At 38.5% G+C, this 26,106-nt stretch carries 22 protein-coding genes; 3 read left to right on the top strand and 19 right to left on the bottom strand.

Going from position 1 to position 26,106, the window contains the following annotated elements; all coding sequences use genetic code 11:
* Positions 1–907: 907 nt before the first annotated feature.
* Positions 908–1,537 (bottom strand): carbonic anhydrase family protein, encoded by a 630-nt coding sequence (locus ACRD64_RS23825; protein ID WP_430936869.1) that lies wholly within the window; start codon positions 1,535–1,537, stop codon positions 908–910.
* A gap of 32 nt (positions 1,538–1,569) precedes the next feature.
* A complete protein-coding gene (locus tag ACRD64_RS23820) occupies positions 1,570–3,162 on the bottom strand; it encodes a SulP family inorganic anion transporter (RefSeq protein ID WP_430936867.1) in 1,593 nt (530 codons plus the stop codon).
* Positions 3,163–3,286: 124 nt separating this feature from the next.
* Between ACRD64_RS23820 and ACRD64_RS23815 the strand changes: the two genes are divergently transcribed.
* Entirely contained in the window at positions 3,287–3,961 is a 675-nt protein-coding gene (locus tag ACRD64_RS23815) for a TetR/AcrR family transcriptional regulator (RefSeq protein WP_430936865.1), read from the top strand.
* 288 nt (positions 3,962–4,249) lie between these two features.
* On the opposite strand, the gene ACRD64_RS23810 is transcribed toward ACRD64_RS23815, so the two are convergent.
* The 14 genes from ACRD64_RS23810 to ACRD64_RS23745 form a co-directional block, all read right to left on the bottom strand.
* On the bottom strand, positions 4,250–4,513 hold the full coding sequence (locus tag ACRD64_RS23810) for a hypothetical protein (protein ID WP_430936863.1): 264 nt from the start codon (positions 4,511–4,513) through the stop codon (positions 4,250–4,252).
* Between the two features lie 126 nt (positions 4,514–4,639).
* Entirely contained in the window at positions 4,640–5,749 is a 1,110-nt protein-coding gene (locus ACRD64_RS23805) for a homocitrate synthase/isopropylmalate synthase family protein (protein WP_430936861.1), read from the bottom strand.
* 64 nt (positions 5,750–5,813) lie between these two features.
* Positions 5,814–6,119, bottom strand: coding sequence for a (2Fe-2S) ferredoxin domain-containing protein (locus tag ACRD64_RS23800; RefSeq protein ID WP_430936858.1), 306 nt, complete (start codon positions 6,117–6,119; stop codon positions 5,814–5,816).
* A 278-nt stretch (positions 6,120–6,397) separates the two neighbouring features.
* Positions 6,398–7,663, bottom strand: a complete 1,266-nt coding sequence (locus ACRD64_RS23795; RefSeq protein WP_430936856.1) for a radical SAM protein — start codon at positions 7,661–7,663, stop codon at positions 6,398–6,400.
* Positions 7,664–7,798: 135 nt separating this feature from the next.
* Complete coding sequence (locus ACRD64_RS23790) at positions 7,799–9,211, bottom strand: nitrogenase component 1 (RefSeq protein ID WP_430936854.1); 1,413 nt, start codon at positions 9,209–9,211, stop codon at positions 7,799–7,801.
* A gap of 70 nt (positions 9,212–9,281) precedes the next feature.
* The gene (nifE, locus tag ACRD64_RS23785; protein ID WP_430936852.1) at positions 9,282–10,613 is read right to left on the bottom strand and encodes a nitrogenase iron-molybdenum cofactor biosynthesis protein NifE; all 1,332 of its coding nucleotides are present in this window, start codon (positions 10,611–10,613) and stop codon (positions 9,282–9,284) included.
* A 406-nt stretch (positions 10,614–11,019) separates the two neighbouring features.
* Positions 11,020–12,402: a nitrogenase molybdenum-iron protein subunit beta gene (gene nifK, locus ACRD64_RS23780; protein ID WP_430936850.1), complete on the bottom strand. Its 1,383-nt coding sequence runs from the start codon at positions 12,400–12,402 to the stop codon at positions 11,020–11,022.
* Positions 12,403–12,421: 19 nt separating this feature from the next.
* Complete coding sequence (gene nifD / locus ACRD64_RS23775) at positions 12,422–14,062, bottom strand: nitrogenase molybdenum-iron protein alpha chain (protein ID WP_430936848.1); 1,641 nt, start codon at positions 14,060–14,062, stop codon at positions 12,422–12,424.
* Positions 14,063–14,096: 34 nt separating this feature from the next.
* Positions 14,097–14,474 (bottom strand): P-II family nitrogen regulator, encoded by a 378-nt coding sequence (locus ACRD64_RS23770; protein WP_430936846.1) that lies wholly within the window; start codon positions 14,472–14,474, stop codon positions 14,097–14,099.
* Positions 14,475–14,500: 26 nt separating this feature from the next.
* Positions 14,501–14,821, bottom strand: a complete 321-nt coding sequence (locus ACRD64_RS23765; protein WP_430936844.1) for a P-II family nitrogen regulator — start codon at positions 14,819–14,821, stop codon at positions 14,501–14,503.
* Positions 14,822–15,076: 255 nt separating this feature from the next.
* Positions 15,077–15,901: a nitrogenase iron protein gene (gene nifH / locus ACRD64_RS23760; protein WP_430936842.1), complete on the bottom strand. Its 825-nt coding sequence runs from the start codon at positions 15,899–15,901 to the stop codon at positions 15,077–15,079.
* Between the two features lie 546 nt (positions 15,902–16,447).
* The gene (locus tag ACRD64_RS23755; RefSeq protein WP_430936840.1) at positions 16,448–17,641 is read right to left on the bottom strand and encodes an aldo/keto reductase; all 1,194 of its coding nucleotides are present in this window, start codon (positions 17,639–17,641) and stop codon (positions 16,448–16,450) included.
* 15 nt (positions 17,642–17,656) lie between these two features.
* Positions 17,657–18,247, bottom strand: a complete 591-nt coding sequence (locus ACRD64_RS23750; RefSeq protein WP_430936871.1) for a YiiX/YebB-like N1pC/P60 family cysteine hydrolase — start codon at positions 18,245–18,247, stop codon at positions 17,657–17,659.
* A gap of 212 nt (positions 18,248–18,459) precedes the next feature.
* Entirely contained in the window at positions 18,460–18,768 is a 309-nt protein-coding gene (locus tag ACRD64_RS23745; RefSeq protein WP_430936838.1) for a hypothetical protein, read from the bottom strand.
* A 432-nt stretch (positions 18,769–19,200) separates the two neighbouring features.
* Here ACRD64_RS23745 and ACRD64_RS23740 point away from each other — a divergent pair, with 432 nt between their 5' ends.
* Positions 19,201–20,760 carry a sigma-54 interaction domain-containing protein gene (locus ACRD64_RS23740; RefSeq protein ID WP_430936836.1) on the top strand — a complete coding sequence of 520 codons (1,560 nt, stop codon included), beginning with the start codon at positions 19,201–19,203 and terminating at the stop codon, positions 20,758–20,760.
* Positions 20,761–21,460: 700 nt separating this feature from the next.
* Here ACRD64_RS23740 and ACRD64_RS23735 read toward each other — a convergent pair.
* A complete protein-coding gene (locus ACRD64_RS23735) occupies positions 21,461–22,501 on the bottom strand; it encodes an acyltransferase family protein (RefSeq protein ID WP_430936834.1) in 1,041 nt (346 codons plus the stop codon).
* Between the two features lie 9 nt (positions 22,502–22,510).
* The gene (locus ACRD64_RS23730; RefSeq protein WP_430936832.1) at positions 22,511–23,266 is read right to left on the bottom strand and encodes an ankyrin repeat domain-containing protein; all 756 of its coding nucleotides are present in this window, start codon (positions 23,264–23,266) and stop codon (positions 22,511–22,513) included.
* Positions 23,267–23,487: 221 nt separating this feature from the next.
* Between ACRD64_RS23730 and ACRD64_RS23725 the strand changes: the two genes are divergently transcribed.
* Entirely contained in the window at positions 23,488–25,545 is a 2,058-nt protein-coding gene (locus ACRD64_RS23725) for a helix-turn-helix domain-containing protein (RefSeq protein WP_430936830.1), read from the top strand.
* A gap of 10 nt (positions 25,546–25,555) precedes the next feature.
* Here the strand turns inward: ACRD64_RS23725 and ACRD64_RS23720 are convergent, their stop codons facing one another.
* Positions 25,556–25,972 carry a hypothetical protein gene (locus ACRD64_RS23720; protein WP_430936828.1) on the bottom strand — a complete coding sequence of 139 codons (417 nt, stop codon included), beginning with the start codon at positions 25,970–25,972 and terminating at the stop codon, positions 25,556–25,558.
* Between the last annotated feature and the right edge of the window lie 134 nt (positions 25,973–26,106).

Below are 26,106 nucleotides of genomic sequence, written 5' to 3'. Positions count from 1 at the left end.
GTTTTCGTGCTGGTTCTCAGACACTTTTTGTGAAATTGCAGACTCTTTCACAATTGAAAAGAGATTGAAAAAACAAATGCATCCAGAAATAATTAATTTAATTTTTAATGGCTAAAGTTAACGGCTATGGAAAGTAATCGGGACAAGTTGTACCTCGTTTCAGTAAAGCCTTGTTTTATTGCACTTTAAATGTTCGCGACGAAGTTCTAATGCATAATCCGGGATAAAACTAGTTTTTGTATGGCATAGGGTATATATATATTTCCTTTTTCGTTTTTTACATATTTCTTGCGCTATGTCATTGGTGCTGTTAACCAGATAGAAGTTAACCCGTTTTGCAGGGGTAGGTCCGTAATTTTCTGTAATTATGTCGAATCGTTTTTTAAAATTTACGCTGCTAGGACTACGGATTTTTTTCTGTAAAATGGTACATGTTGGTCCCCCATCAAGTCATATATGCTTTTTTTAAATTGAGGGTTCGGTGAACTTGCGGGCTGGCAAAACCTGATCGTGAATGTTACAGATTGGAGGCCACACAATTTTGTATGTTCGTGATCCTTCGAATCAGGTTCCAGTCGAAGCAATACCCTTTTTGCTTCAATTGGAGCCAGATCGCGAAGACTAACCAGTATGCAAGATCCCAAGGTGCAAATGTGCCATCGAGACGTTGCCGGTTTTGTGGTATACCGGACATGAATCGGGATCTGTTGTTAAATCCTGAGAAGTACTTTCCACCTCTCCGGTATATTAAAAATGAGCCGAGCATTTTCTCGTTGGTTCCGGCCAACGCCGTGCTCAGAAAATAGAAGCCCGCTTTCTTAGGCTCGCACCGCATCTCTGTGGGCACACCGTTTTATGTCGTTTGTAATGGCTAATTACATTATCTCTAACCTCATAGGAATATTTATTATTCATTAAAAGTTACTTTGCCAGAATTGACATCATACATAGCTCCAATAATTTTTATCTCGCCATTTTTTTCCATTCCAGCCAACACTTCACTTTCTTTAAGAATTCTATCGATTGTGAGGTGTACATTTTTAGCAGCAACATTGTCTACAAATGTAGGGTTTGACGAATTCCGCAAGCTTAAATCCTGAGGTTCAATAACTGCATTCACTGCAGGCTTTATATTGGATAGCATCGCTGTGAGATTACCCAGTTTTGCATCATCACAGGCGCCTTTAACTGCGCCACATGCGGTATGCCCTAGTACAACAATAAGCTTAGTTCCTGCCAATTTACAGGCAAATTCCATACTCCCTAAAATATCTTGATTTACAAAATTACCGGCTATACGAATACTAAAAATATCACCTAAACCTTGGTCAAAAACCAACTCAGCCGAAACCCTGGAGTCTATACAACTTAAAATAGTTGCAAAAGGAAACTGCCCGTCACTGGTGTCATTAACTTGCTCCAAAAGGTTTCGATTTGCTTTTAAATTATTCTGAAACCTAACATTTCCTTCTTTTAAAAAATCCAATGACTTTTGCGGAGTCATGGTTGCTTGAGTTTCTTTTGTATGTGCTTTCATATCTTTACTTTTAAATATCTACATTATTCATATTAAATAGCTTTGGGTCTGAGCCTAAAAAAATCAATATAACTAGACGGATTTTCAATAACCCCTCGTTCTGAAATTAATTTAATAGTGATATTCCTTTCTTCAGCTTTAATGGCAAAATCTTCCAATATCTCTATGATATCATTATCCAAATACCTTGTTTTTCTAACATCAAGTTCTAATAAAGAGTTTTCAGGAATGTTATTCAACTCTTTTAGGATAGCTCCTTTATTAAAGAAAGTTACTTCCTCAGCCAAAGTCATCTTCATTCTGCCATCGTCCACATCTTCTCCCTCCTTATGCAAAAAATGTGAGTTTTGATAACTTTTATAAAGGATAACCATTATTCCATTGGCCATACCTAACGCTATACCATATAGCAAGTCGATGAAAACAATACCCAAAACAGTTGTCATAAAGGGCAAAAACTGCTTCCAGCCAGAGATATAAATTTGTTTGAATATTTCAGGCTTAGCCAATTTATAACCTACCACCAGCAATATAGCTGCCAGTACGGACAGCGGAATCATATTTAACAGCCTTGGCATAATAATAACTGAAATCAACAATAAAAATCCGTGGATAATAGGGGACAATTTACTTTTACCTCCAGATTGTATATTTGCGGAACTCCTTACAATAACTTGCGTAATTGGTAAACCTCCAATGAAACCGGAAATAATATTTCCAGTACCTTGAGCAAATAATTCTCTATTAGTTGGTGTTATATTTTTATGCGGATCGAGTTTGTCGGTTGCTTCCACACACAGAAGAGTTTCTAAACTAGCAACCAAGGCAATGGTAAAAGCAATTATCCACACTTCCGGATTTGTAATTACGTTAAAATTAGGAAAGCTAAATTGTCCTAAAAAAGAAGATACATCCTCAGGTATAGGTACGCTAACCAAGTGCGATGGGGCAATAGCTAAAACCTCATTAGATTTTGTAACAACATAAAAAACGATACCAACACCAACCGCTACTAAAGGACCTTGTATAATTTGAAAAACTTTTCCTTTTTTAGATAAAATAATGTCCCAAAACAAAAGAATAGCAAGACCTACAACCCCTATTAAAGCAGAACCAGGCTGAATGTACTTTATAGTATTAATAAGAGCGGAGAATGTATTTTCACCTTCCGTATGAAAGAATGCAAAGTTTCCATCAGGATTCGCATCATAACCAAAAAAATGCGGTATTTGCTTAAGAATTATTATTATTCCAATTCCAGTTAACATACCTTTAATTACGGATGACGGGAAGTAATACCCAATTACTCCTGCCTTTAAAAAGCCTAATACAATTTGTATAGCTCCACCTAATACAACCGCTACCAAAAAGTTTTCATAACTCCCTAATGTACCGATAGCAGTTAATACAATGGCCGCCAACCCGGCCGCAGGACCACTTACCCCGATTTTTGATCCACTTAGTCCTCCTACAATAATTCCACCTACAATACCTGCAATTAATCCTGCAAACAATGGAGCTCCAGAGGCTAGGGCTATCCCTAAACACAAAGGTAGAGCCACAAAAAACACAACAACACTTGCCGGTATGTCACTCTTTAAATTTGCAAATAGTTTTTGTCTCATAATTTAATTATTTTAGTAATACGGCTGCAATATAATAAAACTATTACAAATGATAGTAATACTATCACATGAAAATACCAGAACTAAATTATCTTTGTAAATTACATTTTTAAATGGCGAATTAATGAGCGTAGAAATAAAAATATCTTTAAACAAAGGGCTTTACTTGAGAGATCCTCAGGAGTCAGAACTAGGAAGGAGCCTAATTAAAAATAGTATTTTATTAATAGATGAATTCGGGATAGAATCATTTACTTTTAAGAAGTTAGCTGCCCATATTAATTCAACTGAAGCATCTCTGTATAGATACTTTGTAAATAAGCATATGTTGCTTTTATATCTAGTTAACTGGTATTGGGAGTGGGTAAATTACCTCATAAAAATCAATACCGTAAATATTAATGATCCAAAAAGAAGGCTTCAAATTATTATTCATTCTTTCGTGTCAGCCACCAGAGATAACCCAGGCGTAGAATATGTAAATGAAAGCATATTGCAAAAAATTGTTATATCCGAAGGGATAAAAGCTTACCATACCAAAGAAGTAGACAATGAGAATTCGAAAGGTTTTTTCAAGAGCTATAAAGATTTAGCACTTATAGTGTCAAAGGTCATTTCCGAGGTGAATCCAAACTTCGAATACCCTTATACCTTAGCTACTAATCTATTTGAATTAACAAATAACCATATATTTTTTGCGCAACATTTACCTAGATTAACTGATGTTTCAATAGTAGAAAACGAAAATGAGGAGATAGAAAAAATGCTGAATTACTTCGTTGATAAATTACTCTTGTAGATAAAAAACAACTCACACTTTCATATGATGCTATGATCAACAATGATTAAGGAACATTGTATCTTTAAGCGTAACTTATTGTTAATTGAAAGTTTTATAGATCCGTTTTCTTTTAAAAAAAAAGAAAAAGCCTGCCACTTTATTCAATGACTCGCCACCCCTGCGATTCATTAAACAAAACAAACAGGCTTTTTCGGTTAAAGAATGATGGTATAACCAATCATCCGTTGCGTAACCTAAATCTTTGTGCCAAAAGTTAAGGTTAGCCAAATAATTTTTTAAACTAATTTAAACAAGTGTAGGTTTAAATTCTCTATCAGCACACTGCTTTATTTCCCTTAAGGCGAAAATAAGTTCCTCCATGTTTGGGGATATGCTGTCTGAACTTTTTTTGCAGGAGCATTGTGTTTTTAATAAAATGGCTTTTTCTTTTACTTCCGCAGATATTAATTTATTACTTTCCAATGTTGAAATAATGTTGTCATCTCCGCTTCCATAGGGGTCAATACCATTTTTATAAAGCATTGCACTCATCAGATATTCTGCTGACATGCTAATAATATTATAGGTGATGAGTTCTCCGAACTTATTGGATTTTGAAAAGCTAACTGCATTATGAAAATATTCGATGCCGGTATTATAGGTGTCTCTTGGATTTTGCATGGTTGTTTGTAGTAATTATTGTTTTAGGATCAGTTCTTTTAATTCATTCTTATCGATACTTTGTTTTTTGCTGGATGCTAATTTTTTTACTTTGGGAAGAATCTTTTTGCCTTCTTCGGCTGAAAGGTGTATGCCCATTCCAGCTAATGCATCGAGCACTGAAGCCACACCAGAGTGCTTTCCAATAACAAACTGTGATTTTTTACCTACTTCGCCAGGGTCAAAGGCATGGTACGTCATGGGGTTATTGAGTATGGAACGGCAATGGATGCCCGATTCATGGCTGGTAATTAATTCCCCGGTTACTGGTTTGGTTTGGCTAACCTTGCGCTGGGAAACTTCTTCTATGTAGCTACAAATATTGTTAATGTTTTTAAGGTCTATGCCAAGGTTTTGATTTAGGGAGAATTTTGCTGCCGCTGCCACTTCTTCCAAAGGTGCATTTCCTGCCCGCTCACCCAAACCGTTGATAGTGACATCGATACTGTTGCATCCGGCCTGCAGTGCAGCAATGCTATTAGCAGTGGCCATTCCTAAATCGTTATGGGCATGAAACTCCAGGTCCATCATGGGGAATAGGTTTCGATAGGTAGCTATCATTTCGTGTACCGAAAATGGGTTCATAATACCTACGGTATCCGCAAAACGAACTCTTTTTACGCCTAAACATGAAGCTTTAGAAATGTAGCTTCTCAGAAAATTAGGGTTGGCTCTGGACGCATCCTGAGCACCAATACCCACAAACTCAAAATGATTTGAGGCAAGACCAATCATGGTTTCCATCTGGGTTAAAACCCAATTGTAATCTTTACCTATAGCCGCCAACTGAATATCGCTTACAGGAAATGAAATACTGATTCTTTTTACCCCGGTGCGTTTGGCTGCCATGATATCCGAAACCGTGGCACGGGCCCAACAAAGCATATCGAAATTAAAACCCTGATTTACCAATGTTTTGATATCCTTTTCCTCCTGAATCGAAATGGCGGGTGTTCCAATTTCTGCTTCGTGAATTCCCAGTTCTTCCAACATCTGGGCAATACGAATTTTTTCCTTTAAAGAAAAAATAACGCCAGCAGCTTGCTCTCCGTCGCGTAAAGTTGTGTCAATCAGATATTGTTTCATGCTTATAAGATTTTAGAGAAGCGGTGACTAATGGCATCTTGCATATAGTCACCGCCTCTCTAGTTTAATCCGAGATTAAATACTCTTCTACGGCTTCGCCTTCTTCCAGGGCATCTAAAATCTCGTCAATTTTATCCTCGGTGATTTCTCCATACCAAAGGTTATTGGGATGGATTACCATAATAGGTCCCTGGCTACATACGTTTAAACATGCTGTGCTTGTAACAGCGGCATCAATACCCCTGTCGTTACATTCCTCCATAATGTATGGAATAAAGTCACCAGCGCCGGTTTTGTTACAGAAACCTTTAGCATCTCCTGCAACTCGATATGAGTTACATACCAAAATGTGATATTCAGGCTTTTTCATGATTTGATAATTATAGGTTAATTTATATTAATGTCTTGGTCAATAGTCACTGATCACTAGTTTATACGGTTTATCACTATTGAGCATTGACTAATCATTTAATTACTATATTCTGTGTTACTGCTGGCTTTCGTTTGCAGATTGTTAGTTTATTGATTATGCGATAATTATTTCCTGAAAAAATCGTTCAGTGTTTACCGCTCTTCGTTCTCTTGCTCTAGCCCATGCCTCAAGGTTATTGCAACTGGTTACTGCATACTGAGAACTGCCCACTGGTATCACCCGCATCCGGTTCCAGTACCGGAACATCCAGATCCACACTTAAAGCTTTCGGCTTTGGTGATGGTTCTTAGTTCGGTTCCTTTGTAAACAGAGTCCATTCCCTGGTCAATCAAGCCCGACATTTCCACAACTTTTAATCCTGATTTACCCAATATTTTTGAAGGTTTTGGACCAACTCCCCCAACCAATATGGCTCTGCAGTCACTCAATATTTCACCTAGTTCTTCCCAGCGCTTGTCACCATCTCCTCTTGGGGGAGTAACGCGTTGGTTCACTAGTTTATAGCCGTTAGGTGTTTCTTTAAATACATATAGTCTTTCCGCTTCGCCTAAATGTTGATTCACCAAGATGCCTTCATTACTGGCAACGGCCACATAAGGACGAGAATCAGCATCTCCTTTGTCAATTCTTACTTTGGCTGCTTCGGTCAGTAACTCCATGGCTTCGGTACTGTCTTTACCAAGTAACCCGGCTGCATCGGCCCGGCATCGGCTGCAGTGCGTCATAGGGGGAAGGTGCTCTCCAATCTCTTTTCTTATTTCTTTCATATAAGAACTTGATGGTTCGGTTAGCTCCGAGAATGGCGTATCTTCAACCGGAATCAATGGAATGGTATTCATTAAATCAACGCCCAGTTTAGATAACCCTTCTGCCAGTTCGCCAAGGTGTGTATCATTGATTCCCGGGATGACAATTGCATTGGCTTTAACGGTAATGCCTGCAGCTTTTAGTTTGTCAATGGCTTCCAGTTGTTTTTCCAATAGTAGCTCGGCACCGGCCAATCCAAAATATCCTTTCTTTTCGTAACGAACCCAACGGTAAACTTTTTCAAGTATTTTCGCATCCAAAGAATTGATAGTAATAGTAACATGACTCACCTCCAATGCTGCCAATTCATCAATATACGGTGCAATATTTAGTCCATTGGATGATACGCAAAGGATCATATCAGGGAAATTGGATCGTACCTGACGTAATGTTTCCATGGTTTCGTCAGGGTTGGCGAACGGATCGCCCGGCCCGGCAATCCCCACTACCGATAGTTGAGACATCTTTTCGCGTAGCGACTTAAGGTAAACGATAGATTGCTCCGGAGATAGTATGTTTGAAGTAACTCCCGGGCGGCTCTCGTTAACGCAATCGAACTTACGGTTGCAATAGTTACAGCTAATATTACACTTGGGAGCTACCGGTAAATGCACTCTGGCATATTGTCCTTTAGCTTCTTTATTGAAACAGGGGTGTTTTTTTAAGTCAATCATATCTTAGATTTTTAGATAAGAGACGATAGATAATAGACTTTTATCTTTTGCCTCAATAAGTTGTTATGATTATTATTAATAGATGTTTCTAAGAGGAAGAATGTGGCTCTTATCTCTGATCAAAATATCTATTACCTAAATGTATTTATATCCTACTTCGGAGTGTTCTTGTTTATATTCCATCATGGCATTCCCGATTTTATCGAAGAGCTCTTGAGCCCCTTTGTAGCCTATGTGTTTTAGTCTTGAACCTCCCATTCTGTCGTGGATGGGGAAACCAACCCTAATAATCGGAATCTCTAACTCTCGGGCGATGTAATACCCTTTGCTGTTACCGACGATTAAATCGGGTTTCATATCGATGCACAGCTCGTTGATTTTTTCGTAATCCAAATCACCCATTACCTCAATGGTTTTGCCATGTGTGGGTGCGCATTTTTCAATTTCCTCTTTTAGTACTCCACTGTTTCCGCCTGATGCTGCCAGTATTACCTCAACGCCAATTTCATCCAAAAAACCGGTCATGGCAATTACTAAATCCTCTTCGCCATAAACCACTGCTTTTTTTCCGAACACGTATTTGTGTCCATCGGCGTAGGCATCAATCAAGCGTCCTCGTTCCATAGTGTGTCGTTTAGGAATTTGGTTTCCGCTGATATCGCTGAGCAACTGAAATAGTTCGTCACTTTGCGTGATGCCCACCGGAACGTTTAGGGTAAACTTTTTTACTCCAAACTCTTTTTCAAGATATTCAGCTCCCGTATGTGACAGGTTGTTATTGTTGACTCTCCCTACCAGATTTCCCTTGTTTAAAACAGGACCAAATTCAATACTGGCTTTGGCTCCACCCATCATTTTTAAATCTTCAACAGGTGTTCCTCCGTCGGGAATTCTGTGGTAGGTATCCCACACCGGGTTGTCCAAAGTTTCGGAATAATCCGGCACCATGATATAATCAATTCCAAAATCTTCCAGAATATCCTTCAACATTCTCAAATCTTCGGTAGAAATAAAACCAGGGAATATATTCACCTTATTGTTCATCTCCACCTTGCTGGCGAAGGTTTTGGTGATGGCAGCTACTGTTTCGTGAAAGCCATCCATGTGCGAGCCCTGGTAACTAGGCGTTGATGAATACACAAACTCAGGTATGCTTGGGTCATCGGTATTGGCTGCTTTGTAATTTCGTAATGCCTGACCAATGTCGTCGCCAATGGTTTCGCTCAAGCAAGTGGTACAAACACCAACCACTTCGGGTTTGTATTGTGCAATCACATTTTGGATGGCAGCACTTAGGTTGGCTTCACCTCCAAAAATGGTGCTTTCTTCACTAAAGTTTGATGAAGCTATATCCACCGGCTCCTTATAATGACTGATTAAATATCGGCGGATATAAGTGGCACATCCTTGTCCTCCGTGAATTACGGGAACACACCCTTTAATTCCTTTATATGCAATACTTCCTCCCAACGGCGAACACACTTTGCACGCATTCCGTGTGGCAACGAAGTTTTTTCTTTCTTTTAATACTGGTATCTTGTCGGCCATTTCTAGACTTTTAGATGGTTTGATGTGAGATAATAGACTTGTTGAATCATGTAAATTGTCAAACAGTCTCTTATCTCTCAATAAATTTCCATACCGGACTACAAACTGAAGCATACACTTCTTTAGCGAAGTTGAGCATGCCGATGTATCCGGCCAATGCTTCTTTGCGTTCATGGTTGTGATCACAAAACCCGAGTCCCAGTTTGTAGGCTATCGGACGTTCCTTAACACCTCCGATGAAAAGGTCGGCTCCTGTTTGCTTTACAAAATCAGATAACTCGTTTGGGTTGGAATCATCAACGATGACAGTCCCTTTGTCACAGATTTTCTGCAATAATTTGTAATCGTCTTTATTGCCAGTTTGAGAACCTACCACCACGGTTTGCATTCCTAATAAGCGCAACGCCTTTACCAAGCTAATGGCTTTAAAAGCTCCCCCTACATATATGGCAGCTTTTTTACCTTCCAGTTTTTCGCGGTAAGGTTGAAGCGCAGGAATAAGTTCTGCTAACTCTTCGGAAACCAAGCCTCTGGCTCTGGCCATTAATTCCGGGTCGTTAAAATGTTGCGCCACTTCGTAAAGTGCTTCCGACATATCTTCGATACCAAAGTAGGATACCTTTTTAAAAGGGATATCGTACTTTTTTTCCATTTCTTTGGCCACGTGCATCATACTACCAGAGCACTGTACCACATTCAGCGATGCTTTGTGACATTTGCGAACCTGTTCAACACGACCATCGCCGGTAAGGCACGCAATAATCTCCACACCAATTTTTTTGTAATATTCGGCTAAAATCCAAAGCTCTCCGGCCAGGTTAAAGTCACCTAAAATGTTAATGCTGTATTTGGGAGGAACGTAATCGTCGTTGGTTCCCACCAAGTTCATTAAAGCATCACACGCCGCTTTGTAGCCATCTTTTTTTGAGCCTTTAAAACCTTCGCTCATTACAGGCAGAACATCTACGCCTGTTTCTTTGGTTAGCTGTCGGGCAACAGCTTCCACATCATCACCAATAACGCCTACGATACATGTGCTGTAGATAAAAACAGCTTTGGGTTTGTACGACTCGATAAGCTCGGTCAGGGCGCTATATAATTTTTTTTCTCCTCCAAAAACCACATCTTTCTCGCGTAAGTCGGTTGAAAAACTTAAGCGGTGTAACTGTGGGCCCGACGACATTGCTCCTCTAATGTCCCATGTATAGGCGGCACATCCTATAGGGCCATGAACGAGGTGAAGTGCATCGGCAATAGGGTATAGCACTACCCTTGAACCACAAAAAACACAAGCTCTTTGACTTACAGATCCTGCTACTGATTTCTTTTCGCAGGCTAAATCATGTTGGTCTTCGCCAATGGTAACAATCTGGGGTGTTCTATCTTTTATATATTTTGACATAACAATGAATGTTTAAATAGAAAGATTGAATTGACTAGACTTTTAGATTATTAGATAAGAGATAAGAAACAAAAATTGATCTGTTCAAATCTTTTATCATAAAGTTTAGTTAGAATTATTAGATATCTTGAAATACGTAGAATGTTTCTATTAATCTCTTATCTCAAGGTCTCTAATCTAGAAAAAAGTCAAAGGCTGGCGAGGCAATTTAAATATTTATACCACCTATTATTTATCACCTCCGGCGTTCCGAAGAATAATTGCCTCACCAGTCTTAACCTCTGGCAAACACAAAGTTTTTTATAGATATTGAGACTTTTAGATTAGAGACTAATAAAATTGTTGTTTTTCTATTGTCTCTAATCTTAATCTCTCTTGTCTAATTTATCGCTTGTCCCACCGGGACTTACATTACTAGTTCCACTTTTTCTTCAGGACAATTCTCATCCTGATACTGCATCAATAGGTCAAGCATTTTTTCCAGGATACGGATACCGCCCATATAACCTAAGGTTGGGAAGTATGAGTGTCCAACGCGGTCAACGATTGGGAATCCCATTCTTAAGAAAGGAATCTTCTCGTCAAGAGCGATATACTTTCCGTAAGTGTTGCCAATTAATAAATCAACACCTTCTTGCTTAATCCACTGGTGTAACTGGAACATATCCGCATTGGCACCGTTCTTGAATTTTACCTGGTCGATTTTATCGCCAAACACTGCTTTCATACGTTTTTCAAAAGCTTTTCCAGGAGTACCAGAAACAACGTAAGCAGGAACCATATCAAGGTCTAACAAGAACTCACACATGGGGATTAACTGGTCAGGATCTCCGAATAAAGCCACTCGTTTTCCGTAGAAATACTGGTGCATGTCGGTAATCATATCTACCAGGCGACCTCTTTCCATATCTAATTCCTCAGGCACGGATACCGCACCGGCTTTAGATAATGACATGATAAAACGGTCGGTAGCTTTAACGCCAATCGGTAGGTTAAGCATGTCAAAAGGTACTTTGCACGAGTTGTCAAGTGCAACGGCAGCTCCTTTAGTGGCCCACTCACCTAGGGCAACGGTTTTCATGCTGTCGCCCATGCTCACTAACTCAGGAATGGTAGTTCCACCTTTGGGATACATTTCGAATTTACCAGTCATGGGAGCATCCAATACATCAGAAGTATCCGGAACCAAAACGGTTTTAATGCCCATCATCTTTGTGATTCTTTTTAGCTCACGCATATCTGAAGGCTCTACCCAACCAGCCAATAAGTTGATTTGACGTTTGGCTTCTTCGGTTTTGATGGCAAAATACTTAACAATAGACTCAAGCATATTGTGGTATCCTGTAACGTGTGAACCTACGTAACTTGGCGTTGCAGCTTCGATCACATGTTTTCCTTCAGGAACTTTTCCGTCGGCATTTGCTTTAGCTACAATTTGCTTCAGGTCATCACCAATGGTTTCTGACAAACAAGTTGAGTGAACGGCGATGATTTCAGGATCGTAAACCGAAAAGATAGTTCCGATAGCTTGCAATAAGTTGGCTTGTCCACCAAATACCGAAGAACCTTCGGTAAACGAAGAAGTGGCAGCCATAACAGGCTCTTTGTAGTGACGGGTTAATGCCGATCTGTGATATGAACAACACCCTTGCGATCCGTGGCTGTGCGGTAAACATCCGTGAACACCTAAAGCCGCATACATTGCACCTACTGGCTGACAGGTTTTAGCCGGGTTAATGGTAAGTGCTTTTCTGTCTATTTCTTTTTCTGTTGTATGTCGTAATAACATAATTAAGTCCTCCTAAAGTTTATGCGTTAATAGTCATGCTACCTACAATCTCCGGCTCTGCTTTCCAAGGTGTATCAACCAGTTTCCACACATTGGTAACTAACATACGCTCCATTTCTTTGTAGAAGTTAATCGCTCCTTCGAAACCTGCATATGGACCACCGTAATCATAACTATGTAGCTGTTTTAAAGGCACACCGGATTTTTGTACCACATATTTTTCTTTGATACCTGCACAGAATAAGTCTGGCTTGTAGAATTCGATTAATTTTTCTGTTTCGTGGTGCGAAACATCATCAATCACCAAAGAATTCTTTTTCATTTGCGGCATCATACCTTCATAATGACTGAATTCATAACCTTTTTTCTCTAGTTCAGCTTTTTTAGCTACAAGGTCATCACGCCATAATTCAGGGTTCTCCGTTTTTTCCACCTTAATTTCTTCGATGTTACGGGTATCCGCATCAATTTTGATGTTTGGAATGACATGACGTCCTTCGTAATCATCACGGTGAGCAAACTCATATCCTGCAGAAACAGTTAACATACCTAGCTCCTCAAAAAGATCCTGGTAGTGGTGAGCACGAGATCCGCCTACGAACATCATGGCTAATTTACCTTCTACTTTAGGTTTGATAGCGGCTTTAACAGCTTCTACTTTTCCTTCTTCGCGAGCTACAATCTCTTCAACTTTTTTCGTTAATTCTGCATCGTCAAAGAATTCGGCAATCTTTCTAAGTGTTTTGGCAGTAGATCCACCACCTATAAAGTTACCCTTGATCCACGGAATACCGTATTTCTCTTCCATCATCTCAGCAATGTAGTTGATAGAACGGTGACACATTACCACGTTTAAGTCAACGGTATGCGAGTAAGCAAAGCTCTCTACGGTAGAGTTACCCGAGTAGGTAGAAACCAAAGTGATTCCTGCTTCTTCAAATAATCTTTCCAATTCAAAAGCATCACCACCAATGTTGTATTCTCCAAGTAAGTTAATTTGGAATTTGCCCTCACGTTCGCGGTCGTTGGTACCTACAACGTGTTTAAAGATACCGTTATTGGCAATGTGGTGACCGGCAGACTGAGATACACCGCGGTAACCTTCACAAGAGAAACCGAAGATGTTAATTCCCAATTCTTCTTTCATGTCTCGTGATACAGCATGTACATCATCACCAATCAAACCAACCGGGCAAGTTGAGAAAACGCCAATAGCTTTGGGGTTAAATAATTTATATGCTTCACGAATCGCTTCTTTAAGCTTTATCTCTCCGCCAAATACGATGTTTTCATCTTGCATATCGGTCGAGAACGAATACATCATGTAGTTCTCTGCTGTTTCTGTTTCCGGTTTGGTTTGGTTACGACGTGTTAACCAAGCGTAAAAACTACAGCCGATAGGTCCGTGAACCAGGTTGATGATATCTCTGGTTGGCCCTAACACCACCCCTTTACAACCTGCATAAGTACATCCCCTTTGTGTAATAATACCTGGAATGGTACGAACGTTAGCCTGAACTTCTTGTTCTGCTTCAGGATCGTTAACCACCATACCTTTAGCACGTTTTTTTGCTATCTTACTAGGGTATTTGCTGATAATATCTTCTATCAATGGGGTAGGATCTGGTAATCCTGCTGAATAATCTTTCTTTTTAACCATTTGTTTTGTTTTTAAGATGTTATAAAAACTAAGCTTAATCTACCGCTTTGCTACCTGCAAGCCCTGTCCTTACCTGGATAACATCCATTACAGGCATTACAAATATTTTTCCACATCCGTGAGGTTCACCTTGATTGGCCTCAATAATCGCATCCACAGCTGGTTGAACAAAAGAGTCGTTCATAACTATTTCCAATACTCTTTGTGGGCGCAGACGGGGTTCTTTACCTAGGTGCTCCAAAGCCTCGGGTTGATTATTTTGTACACCTTCAAGTACTTTTGCTTCCCAAAGTCCTTTCCCTCTTCCGAATACTTTACCCGACGCGGTCATCGAGGTAATATTGGCATCAAGGAGCGCTTTTTTGGTTGCGTTCATCTTATCGATGTTGATTATTGCCATTACTTTTTTCATGTCTCAGACTTTTTGATGTTAGTAAATTAAAGTTCTTTTACTCCTCTTGAGATAGTATACGCTTCCTCTACGGGAGTGATGAAAATTTTACCATCACCAAATGCCCCTTTTTCTCCGGAACGAGCAGCATCCATAATAGTGTTTACTGCAAAGTCTTTATCTTCATCTTTGACGACCATGATTAACTGCTCTTTTGGCAACTCATCGTATGTAATATCACCGATTTTAATTCCTCGCTGCTTTCCTCTACCAACTACGGGCGATTTGGTAACTGCGATATAACCTGCTTCGAAAAGCGCTTTTAATACAATACTTGATTTTTCCGGACGTATAATTGCTTTGATCATTAACATTTTCTGGGTCTCCTTTTAATTTAGATACTAGATTTTTAGATTAGGGATAAGAGACTGTTTTGTTATGTCTATCCTTTTTTTCTAATAATCTGATTTATAGATTAATTTGTTAGATAGTGTTTATCGTGTCTTGAGAAAGCGTCAAGAATAAAATGTGCTGTTTTTGAAAATCAAGAAGTTTACAGTAAGTAAGTGACTGTTTTCAAAAACAGCGTCACACAATTATTGACATTTTACCCAAAGGCACAATTAGTTCATGATACCGAAGTCCATTAATAATTTCTCCAGCTCTTCAATTTCAAGAGGCGTAGGAATTACGAACATTTCGTTGGCATCTATTGCTTTTGATAGCGCTCTGTATTCGTCAGCTTGAGCGTGTTCTGGAGCATGTTCAATTACCGTTTTTCTGTTAATTTCGGCATGCTGAACCATGTTGTCACGAGGTACAAAGTGAATCATTTGAGAACCTAATTGCCTAGCTAGCTCTTCAATCATCTCTTTTTCGTTGTCAACCTTACGAGAGTTACAAATCAAACCGCCTAGACGAACAGTACCAGCCTGTGCGTATTTTTTGATACCTTTACAAATGTTGTTAGCAGCATACATCGCCATCATCTCACCTGATACTACAATGTAAATTTCTTCGGCTTTACCATCACGGATAGGCATAGCAAATCCACCACATACAACATCACCAAGTACATCGTAAAAAGTATAGTCAGTTTTGTATTTCTCGTCCCAAGCACCTAATTGCTCAAGTAGGTTGATAGAAGTAATGATACCACGGCCGGCACATCCTACACCTGGCTCTGGACCACCTGACTCAACGCAACGAACTCCACCGTATCCAGGCTTTACAACGTCATCTAATTCTACATCTTCACCTTCCTCACGTAAGGTATCCAAAACAGTTTTCTGAGCAAGACCACCCAATAATAAACGAGTTGAATCTGCTTTAGGGTCACAACCTACTACTAAAATGTTTTTACCTAATTCTACTAAACCGGCAACTGTGTTTTGAGTTGTTGTACTTTTACCAATTCCACCTTTTCCGTAAATCGCAATTTTTCTCATCTCTAAAAATTTTTAAATAGGTTTATACTAATTGTTTGTTTGTTTATACTTTTTGATTGTTTGGTTTTCTATATTTCACACTATGTGCCAAAAACAAAATTAAGTACTTGGGTGTTGTCATGGGGTGTGCTGTAATATGCAGTTTGTCAGTACGTAAGGAGTTGTGTATTTTTTGGCATGTGGTTTTGGCACAGGGATAATGTTCTACATAAATGTAGGAAAAGGGCTTTTTTATACTTTAAGTGTAATAAAATATGTAACATGCAGTATGTTAGCGCCTTGTAAATAGGAAGAGTATTACCTAATTACAAAAGGGTAGGAAAATGTAATAAATGTGGGTGATTTTATACAAAGTTTGTTGATGAATGGAGAAATCTTGACCTGAAATTAAGGGTTAGTCTTTTAAACTGTTGGTTTCTAGCCGGTACAAGCTAAAAAAAACTGTTTGGTCGTGGGGCGATCAGGATTGGGATATGGTTATTAATATTAGTGCATCCTAACATTCCATCATTTATGAAGGAGTTTTTGGGTTAGTTCTAGTAAGTTTTAGCCATTTTTTACCAAGCTAATATTTTTGGCATCGAACTTTTGGGATGGATTAGGAGCGCGATACAATGCAACATGCAATTCGTTTAGCATTTCTCTAAGAGGAATATGATTTGGTATCTTAGAAAAATCGAATCTGTCCAGGTTTTCGGATGTGGCAAAAACGCCGGGAACCCAATGGTTGGGTGTTTTTAGTTCTTTATAGCGGTATTTGGCATAGTCGAGTAAATCGTAACATTTCCATAGCTTGCGCCAATGTAATAGCCAGGGAAGATCAATGTCCGAATCCTTATTCTCAATATCATAGCCATCAAAATAGGCGTAAGGATCATCATGTAGCATGTTGTCTAACTTGATTTTAGACTGCTTGTCAAATTCTGCAGTAATGTCCGGCTTGTTCTGAAAAATCCCTCTCATCTCCTCAAAATGTGCTGCCTCCGTCATTCCAAAGGAAAGCGTATGTACATTGGGAGTATTTAAGCAGAATCGTGCATTCCACTGAATAGGAGTAGCATGGGGGATGGCATTTTTTATTTTGTCCGGGGCTTTATATAATTGTCCCCCCTTATCGTTTGGGGAAATAATAAATATTCCCATGTCTTTCTTTTCGGCCAGTTGAATAGCGGCCAAATTTCGTTGGTAGAAGTAATAATAATGAAGATTTACAAATTCAAACAAGTTAGTATGGATGGCTTCTTCTATCGTTTCCAGATGACCATGTGTGCTAAACCCAACATGTTTGATGATACCTTCCTCCTTCATTTTTAACAATTCCTCAATTGGCCCACCTGTTTTGCATGTGGAGTTAACGAGTTCGGGTGTATTCATTCCATGCCATCCATAAAAATCGAAAAAATCGGTTTTTAATGTTTTAAGCTGTTCTTCAATCCGTTTACGGGCATCGCTGGCATTCTGGGGATTTCCTTTGGTCATTAAGTAATAAGACGATCGGTCAACCTTTAGCTCGTCATTTAAGGTTATACCCAAAGCCATTTCGCTTTTACCATAGCCATATGCAGTTTCAAAATGGTTGATACCATTTTTAATCGCTAAATCAACAATTTGATTGCAATGCTTTTGCGTAGCAGCCGGAATTTCATCTTTAGGTTTGTCCCAACCCTGTTTAAATCTCATCCCGCCTAAAGTTATTGCACTAAGGTGCTTTTCTGTTTTCCCGAATCTGCGATATTCCATCAATAAAAAGTGCTGTTATTGTATTCTGGTTATAAAATCGAGTTTGCCTTCCGCGGCCATCCCGTTGGGGTTGCACCCAGGCATTCCTTCCGGAATATTAACTCCCAGTTTTTGATAATGTTCAACCCAATCAGTATGAAAATTCCCGGTGGCTGGGTCTATGAAAGTCATAGGGTTTAAGGTAAACACCGAGTCGGATTTAAAAATGTAATAGATAAACTCAGAGCAGTAGTAGCCTGGTCTTTCCATAATGTAAGTATCGTCGTAGGGTTGACCTATTAAATTTATGGCATTGGTAAGTGCTGAGTTGATGTTAACGTTTAATTCAGTTTTTAGTCTATATACATCTGTAATATATAAGGTGTCATTGTTTGGACGACAAAAATCCATGAGCGGTTCCATACAAACCCCGTTTTTAGAACTTGCATGGATAATATAAACAGAATCGTTGGCTAATTTACATATTCCCATATGTGTGTAGTTTGTTTCCCGAGTAGTTTGGGTAACTTTATTTATTGCTTGTGATAAACCGCGTTGTTGATTTCCCCTAAATAGAATGTCCCCATTGTTAAGAGATTGGATTTCTTTATTATGGGCACAGCTCATGAAGACGAGTAATAAAAGGGTAATTATTTTGATAGTTAATTTTTGCATACCGCAATGTTATAACTTTTTTGCATAAATAATCCTCTGACCATAGTTAAGGAACTCTAATATTTTAAGGGTTTGCAAGAGGGATTGTTGAACGGCAATGAAAAAGCCGAAAACTAAATAAAGTTATCGGCTTCAACGGGAGAAAATATATCTTTATAACATTTTTAGCGTTCCACTAATATGGCATGGGTGTGTCTGAATTGCATAGCTTTTCTAAAAAACGATTCATTTTCGCCAAATGCCATTGTAATACTTACCTGGTTTTCACATTCAGCACATTCCCCTGTGACTTTTATATCGTTAAAACGATCAAGATACAATGAATAGTTTGTAACACCATGTTTACACAAGCCGTTGCATGAATCACATTGAACTTCGTTTTCTAAGAGATACTTAAAACCTCTTTTTTCATGATGGTTTAAAAGGGCATTGAGTTGAAATTTATTTATCTCAATGTCATTAAAGTCAATCATAAATACAGATTTAAAGGGTTAAACAAAAATTGTAAACTGTAGATTTTCTGATTGTCAAATTATTGATAAATATTTGAAATTCAAATATGCGATAGCTGTTTTTTATGAAAAAAGTCATCTTTTAATTATTTTCACAAATTGTTCAAATAGAATATGAAGGAATTTGACGCTTAAATGATTATTTATATTGGATGAACTTCAAGTTTTCTAAAAGTAGTAAGAAAGAATATCACCAACAGGTGTCGTGCTTTACTTTTTTATGCCCAATGTGTGAATAGATGCAAAATAATGTATATCGAAATAAAAATATTGGGGGTGTTAGTTAGAAATGTTATAAATAAGATGTGATTGTAGTGTAAAATATAAGGGTATCCTCTTTAAGTATTATATTTGGATCCGAATTTGTTGAAAATTGTTACTAGGGGATTTATTATGCATGCACATTGTAAAAAAGGAGGAGAAGAATGTTATGGACTGGCGGAGATGACCTTATTGTTTGAAATTAGCCAACGGTTGATTTCAAGTAAGGAGCTCAAAAATGACCTGTCGCCCATATTAAAGATGTTGGTAGAGCACCTGGGTGCTGAGCGGAGTTTCCTGACCATTTTTAATCGTAATAATTCCAATATTTATATTGAGGCTGCTTATGGGATGAGCCAGAAACAGCAATCTTTGGGTAAGTATAGGTTGGGAGAAGGAGTCATCGGAAAGGTGGTGGAGTTGGGACAGCCTATTGTGATACAGGAAATTTCAAAGTCAAACTTGTTTTTAAACAAAACCCGATCTCAGCTAAACAAGGAAGGACGCGAGCTTAGCTTTATATGTATTCCCGTGGTTGCAGAAAATAAAACCACTGGAGCGCTAAGTGTTGTCCGGCCCTTTAATCCTCATATTACTTATGAGGAGGATATTCACTTGCTTTCCATAGTGGGCTCACTTATTGCCAAAACGGTAAAGGCCCGCCAGGAAAAGGCCGAAGAGGTTGAAATACTCAAGCAAAAGAACCTGGAATTAGAAACTGAGGTAAAGGCCAATAATTTTACGACCAATATTATTGGAAATAGCAGTAAAATGAGAGATGTATTCTCGTTAATTGAAATGGTGGCCCGCACAAACAGTACGGTTCTGGTGAGAGGAGAAAGTGGTATTGGTAAAGAGTTGGTTGCAGATGCTTTGCATACGGCAAGTAGCAGGAAGAGCAAAAGCCTGGTTAAAGTAAATTGTTCCGCACTACCTGATTCACTGATTGAAAGTGAGCTCTTCGGGCATGAAAAGGGAGCCTTTACGGGAGCTGATCAGTTGCGCAAGGGTAGGTTTGAAATGGCCAATGGTGGAACCATCTTTTTAGACGAGATTGGGGATCTGCCATTGTCGACCCAGGTAAAGCTTTTACGTGTAATCCAAGAGCGGGAGTTCGAGCGTTTGGGCGGATCGGAAACCATAAAAGTGGACGTACGGATTGTTTGCGCTACCAACTGTAACCTGGAAAAACTCATTGAAGAAGGTAAGTTTAGAGAAGACCTTTTTTACAGAATCAACGTGTTTCCCATTTATGTGCCTTCTCTGCGCGAACGAAGGAATGATATCCCTCTATTGGTCGATCACTTTATCCAAAAATTCAATAAGAAAAACAGGGCAAGCGTTAAAAGGATCACCACATCGGCTATTGACATGTTAATGATTTATTCGTGGCCTGGAAACGTCAGAGAGCTGGAAAATGTTATAGAGCGAGCGTGTATATTGGCAAGGGATAATGTCATTCACAGTTATAACCTTCCACCAACCTTGCAAACTGCCGATTCTACGGCTACCGGTTCACAGGAAGGCATGACGGGGGTGTTGGAAAGACTGGAGAAACAGCTGATTATTGAAGGTTTAACTACAACTAAAGGTAATATAACAAAGGCCTCTGACTTGCTTAAGGTTACCGAGCGCATGTTAGGTACGCGTATTAAAAAGTACAAGATTGATGCCTGGAGGTATAAGGTCTAAGCAATATTTATTTGTAAACACAAGTGTCCGACAATAATACGCTCCTAAAAACCTAAAGCTCTTTTGTCTCAAGCCGGCGGGCTTTTCATTTTTAGTTCGCCTCAGTTTTTATGTCTCAACGGTGTTCATGATTTCGGCTATACTCCAATTATCTTAGCAGCAAACGAAACATAAATTGCACTGCAATTTATACCGCCACTGAAATGAAAGAGCAAGAAGTCAGTGCTTTTTGCTTAAAGAAAAGAACCTGCCGGCCAGGCAGGTGCATTAGGTTCAAACAGCTTTTACTTTTATTGACTTTTGCTTCGTTCGGTAATACCTAAGCAAGCTTAATATTACACTTGCTTATTGCAAAAATTCTTTCTTAGCGATTCGATTACTGATTTATTTAACGCTTTTGCATGAAGGCGGAGATTTCTCAAACAGCATGCTTACTCGTTTAAAACTCTGGCTATTCGAATCAATACGGTGGACTAAATGATACTTAGTCGGTCGGTAAGGATAAATAATGGTTGCCTCAAGATATTATAATCCTCAAGCCTATAATTTACAGATTGTAAGAGTCTTATGGGTACTTCCCTTGACGTTGAGATCAAGGGAAGTGCCAAGTCAAAGACTTGAGGAAAGAGGTAAATAACTAGTTTCAATTATAACCAGAAGGTTTTTGTTGAATAAAACGGCTCTTGTCACACTCTTTTTCTTATTTCATGCCAAACAAAGGCCTCAAAACTTTATTGCGTCTAACCAGTATTTCGTAAAAAAGAAAACATCCCCCAAATGTAAAAGCCGAAATCAACAGTAATTTAGTCCATGCCGGAATGTCGATGGGTAAAATAAAGTACGATCCCAGATATAGAAACACCATATGCCAAATGTAAATAGGGTAAGCGCCAGCACTTAAATATGTAAGTTTTTTATTTGGTCTGTTAAGGTATCTTGCGCTAAATCCAAAAACAGTAAATATCCATAAAGCAGATTCAAGCGACATGATATAATTTGGCGCTTTTAATTCAAATAATATGAGTCGTATGGCAAATAATGACGACGACAAGGCGAGTAATACCCATCTCCATTTTTTTGTCGTTTCCAGAAAATGTAGCCCGCTTATTACAGTGCAAAATCCCCAGAAGAATGCAATAAAACCAAATGCAAAACCATGAGAAGTCGTGGCATACATTTCGAATATGGTTGGTTTAAATAGCATTGTCTCAGCAATAAATGTTAATGTTATTAACAATAAGCCTAGTGGTGATTTAAAAGTTTGGGATAGCCAGGTATAGGAGTTTTTAAGTTGTATTTTTTTAATCCAGAAAAATAAAGGGGATAAAATTAGTACGTAAATAAAAATGTTACCTAAAAACCAAAGATGTCCCGTGGTTGCATTATAATTTATTTGTTGACTGTAATAATCTTGAAAAATAAACCAATGCAATGGAACAATGAGTAATATACCTGCTACAAACGGGATTAAAATCCTTTTCGTTCTTTCCAGCAATAACTGCTTCCAACTTCTTTTTCGCATCGCAAATGCTACACCCATCCCGGAAACGAAAAATAAAATGGGGATTCTCCAAACATTAAGCATTGACATAGGGATCCAAATGGACTCAAGAGATTCTTTGCTTTGCAAAAAACCAATAAACACTGCCCAGGGCTGAAAAACAATGGCTATATGATATATCAATAATAAGCCAATGGCAATTACGCGCAACCAATCAATATCGTATCTTCTATCTTCCATGATCCTTGTTTATTTTTTAAGTAAGTTTGCGATAATAGGTCGTTCCTTTTTAATGTGGTCATAGTCCAATTTTAGACCCAAAGGCCCCAGTTGACTTCCAAAAAAATCGTAAATGCCTTTAACCTGTTTAAAATTTCCGGATACAGATTCTTCAGCAGTAGCACCTGTTTTATTTCGTATGGTTTTATCTGCACCATTCGCAATTAACGCCTCAACAATTTCTGTCCTGCAAAAGAAAGCTGCGGAATGAAGAGCGGTTGATCCATCGTTGTTTTGAAAGTTAATATCCGCACCTGCTTTAATAAGTTCTAAAGCCACTTCAGTATTTCCAAAAACAGCAGCCGAAATTAACGGAGTTGATCCGCCCGAAGGTTCAATAGTATTAATATCGGTACCTGCCTTTATATGTTCTTTTATTATATCAACATTCCCAATTAAGGCAGCACCGTGAATATCCATTTCTATTTTTGGTCCTGAGGAGGTTGAAGATAAAACAGGTTTGTTTTTTGATGATTGTTGTTTGCATCCGGTTAAACAAATAGTGGAAATAAATAACATAAATCCTAATGATTGGATGGTAATGGTTGTTAAGTTTTTCATGATAACGAAGTTTATTTTTTTATAAATAATTTGTTGATGTAAAGGTGGGGAATGTTGTGATGCGCTATTAATCAATGATGAGGAAAAGGATGTCAAGTTTGAGGCACGGGTAAAAACTATGAAGCATGTATGTAAATTATGATGCAAAAGAGATTTTTTACTCATTTCATATAATATAAATAAGCAAGACCAAAATGACCGGTACAGATTCTAACTACCGAATCTATGTTCGGACAGGTTATGCGCCCAATTGTTTACTCTCGGCCAGTGGCTGGCAGGAGGTCATGCCAGTTTCGTCTCAATCAAAATACTTAATACGGGGTTGCTTCTTTATGGATAATTCATGACCTTTGAACCTATTAAAAATACAATGTTATTGTTTACGTATGTCGGAATTGTCAGGTAAAGACAAGGAGTTTTTAGATCAACTCAATACAGTTATAGTTGAAAATCTTTCAAGTGATCAGTTTGGGGTTGCAGAGTTAGCTTCAAAAATTGGTATGAGCAGATCTAACCTGTTACGGAAAATAAAGAAAATCGCTAAGGTTTCCGTGAGTAAGTATATCAGTCAAGTCCGTCTTCATCATGCGCACGAAATATTGGAAGATGATGATTTAACCGTTTCGGAGGTTTCGTACCGGGTAGGATTTGGAAGCACCTCTTATTTTATAAAGTGTTTTCGCGAGCAATATGGATATCCGCCAGGAGAGGTTCGCAATAAATCAGAAGAGAAAAAACTTAATACCTCTGTGGAACCATCATCTAAGAAGGGGATAGGAACCATAATGGCCGGGTTTGTTCTTGTGGTTATTACTATTGGGATAATATACATGCAGTTTTCTAAAAGTGACGAAGATTCCGATTTAGAGAAAACGATAGCGGTACTTCCATTTAAAAACCAAAGCGCCGATTCGTTAAATGTCCACTTCGTTAATGGCATGATGGAATCAGTCCTGAATAACCTTCAAAAAATAAAAGGGCTTAAGGTTGTAAGTCGCACTTCCGTTGAAAAGTATAGAAACACTAATATAAGTATTCCAGAGATCGCCAAGGATTTAAAGGTGAGTTATTTTGTAGAGGGGAGTGGTCAGAAAAATGGGGATCAAATATTATTAAGCGTGCAATTGGTAAGGGCAGATAAAGATAAACAAGTTTGGTCGGAGCAGTATATAAGGGAAGTTCAGGATATTTTCCAACTGCAGATGGAGGTTGCTAAGCATATAGCCGAAAAAATTGAAGTGGTGATTACACCCGATGAAAAAAGGCGTATCGAAAAGGTGCCAACGGAAAATATTGAAGCCTATGATGTTTTTTTAAAAGGACTCGACCACATGCATAAAGGAACCAAAGAAGGACTGGATGAATCGATAAAGTATTTTGATGAAGCTATCAGGTTAGACCCTGCTTTTTCAAGAGCTTATGCCAATGTGGCTATAGCCAAGTATTATCTGGATATTTTCAGTAATGAGCGGGAGAATGCGGATGAAATAAACTACTACGCAGATAAGGCTTTACTGTATGATGCGCACCTGCCGCAAAGTTTAATGTCAAAGGCATATTATTATATGTATACTACGAATTACGCCAAGGCTGTACCTTTTTTGGAAAAGGCGCTTGAATATAATCCAAATTCTTTATTGATAATTAATACCATTTCCGATTTATATGCTACATATCTGCCAAATTCCGGTAAATACCTTAAGTATGCGCTTAAAGGAATGGAATTGGATTTTTCTGCTCAAGATTCTGTTTCAACAAGTATAGCTTACCTGCATATTGGTAATGCATTTATACAAAATGGTTTTGTCCCTCAGGCCGAGAGATTTACGAAAATGTCATTGAAGTATAACCCGGATAACATCTATAGTAAATATCTTGGAGTATTTATTAAACTAGCTAAGAGTAAAGATTTCCATCAGACAAAGGAAGATCTGCTTGCTTTATACGAAGAGGATGTTACTCGTCTGGATGTTTTACAGGAAACAGCAAAGATATGTTACCATATGCGTAACTATGATGAGTCGGCTAAGTATTATCAAAAGTTCATTGAGGCAAAACAAAAGTATGATTTAAGTATTTATCCGGGAGAGGACATGAAAATGGCGAAGGTATTTTATGAATTGGGATTATATGATAAAGCGGATAGTTTGGCGGATAGGTATTTTGAGTATGCGACAAAGGATAAATCAATTTATAAGAATTTAAGTTTTACTGCTTATTATTCTCATCATGGAAATGCTTCCAAAGCCATTGAGCATTTAAAGAAATTCTCGGAAGTAGATGATATTCAATATTGGGTAATATTGTTTTTAGAAGATGATCCTCTTATGGAAAACATAAAGCATTTACCCGAATGCAAAAAATTGTTCCGGGAGATTGAATCTAATTTCAATGAAAATCATAACAGGTTAAAATCTAAGCTTCGGGCAGAGGGTTTAATATAGGTCAGCTTTATCACTGATCTATATTGTGTTCCTGATTTATGACCTCAATACTTAATAGCTTTTCTTTAATGCGCATGATTTTCCACTCATATTCGGTGGTCCCTCCCCAATAGCCCACTGTAATATATATGGTAGAATCCTTTGTGCTCCACGAGCCTTCAAAGTCTGCGTAGGAAAGAGGAGGAGTGCCACACCAGCCAGCGTTTTTTCTTTCAATTAACGAGTTGTCTGATTTGATGGCGAGGCCATATTCATGATCCATTAACTGATAGCTTCTTTCATAGGTTACTATGTTATTGTAATAAACAGGATTTATCCAATATCCGGTAATATTTGATTCCGGATGCATTGCTGGCTCATTTTCGTTTTCACAAGCCAGACAAGTAAACAATAATAGAATGACAAGGATATGTAAAATAAATCTCATGGTTGTTTGTTTTGTCAATATGATGATGCTTTTCTAAAAAGGTTGCGTTCATACAAATCCCAGGGGCATTCCCCTTGCGGAGGCCACAAGGCGCATCCTGTCAGCCTGTTGCGAAAAAATACCCGGGAGGCATG

It is taken from the genome of Saccharicrinis sp. 156 (assembly GCF_050589685.1).
GTDB lineage: Bacteria > Bacteroidota > Bacteroidia > Bacteroidales > Marinilabiliaceae > Saccharicrinis.
Note: the sequence above shows the minus strand (reverse complement) of the source record. Positions and strands in the feature narration are given on the sequence as shown.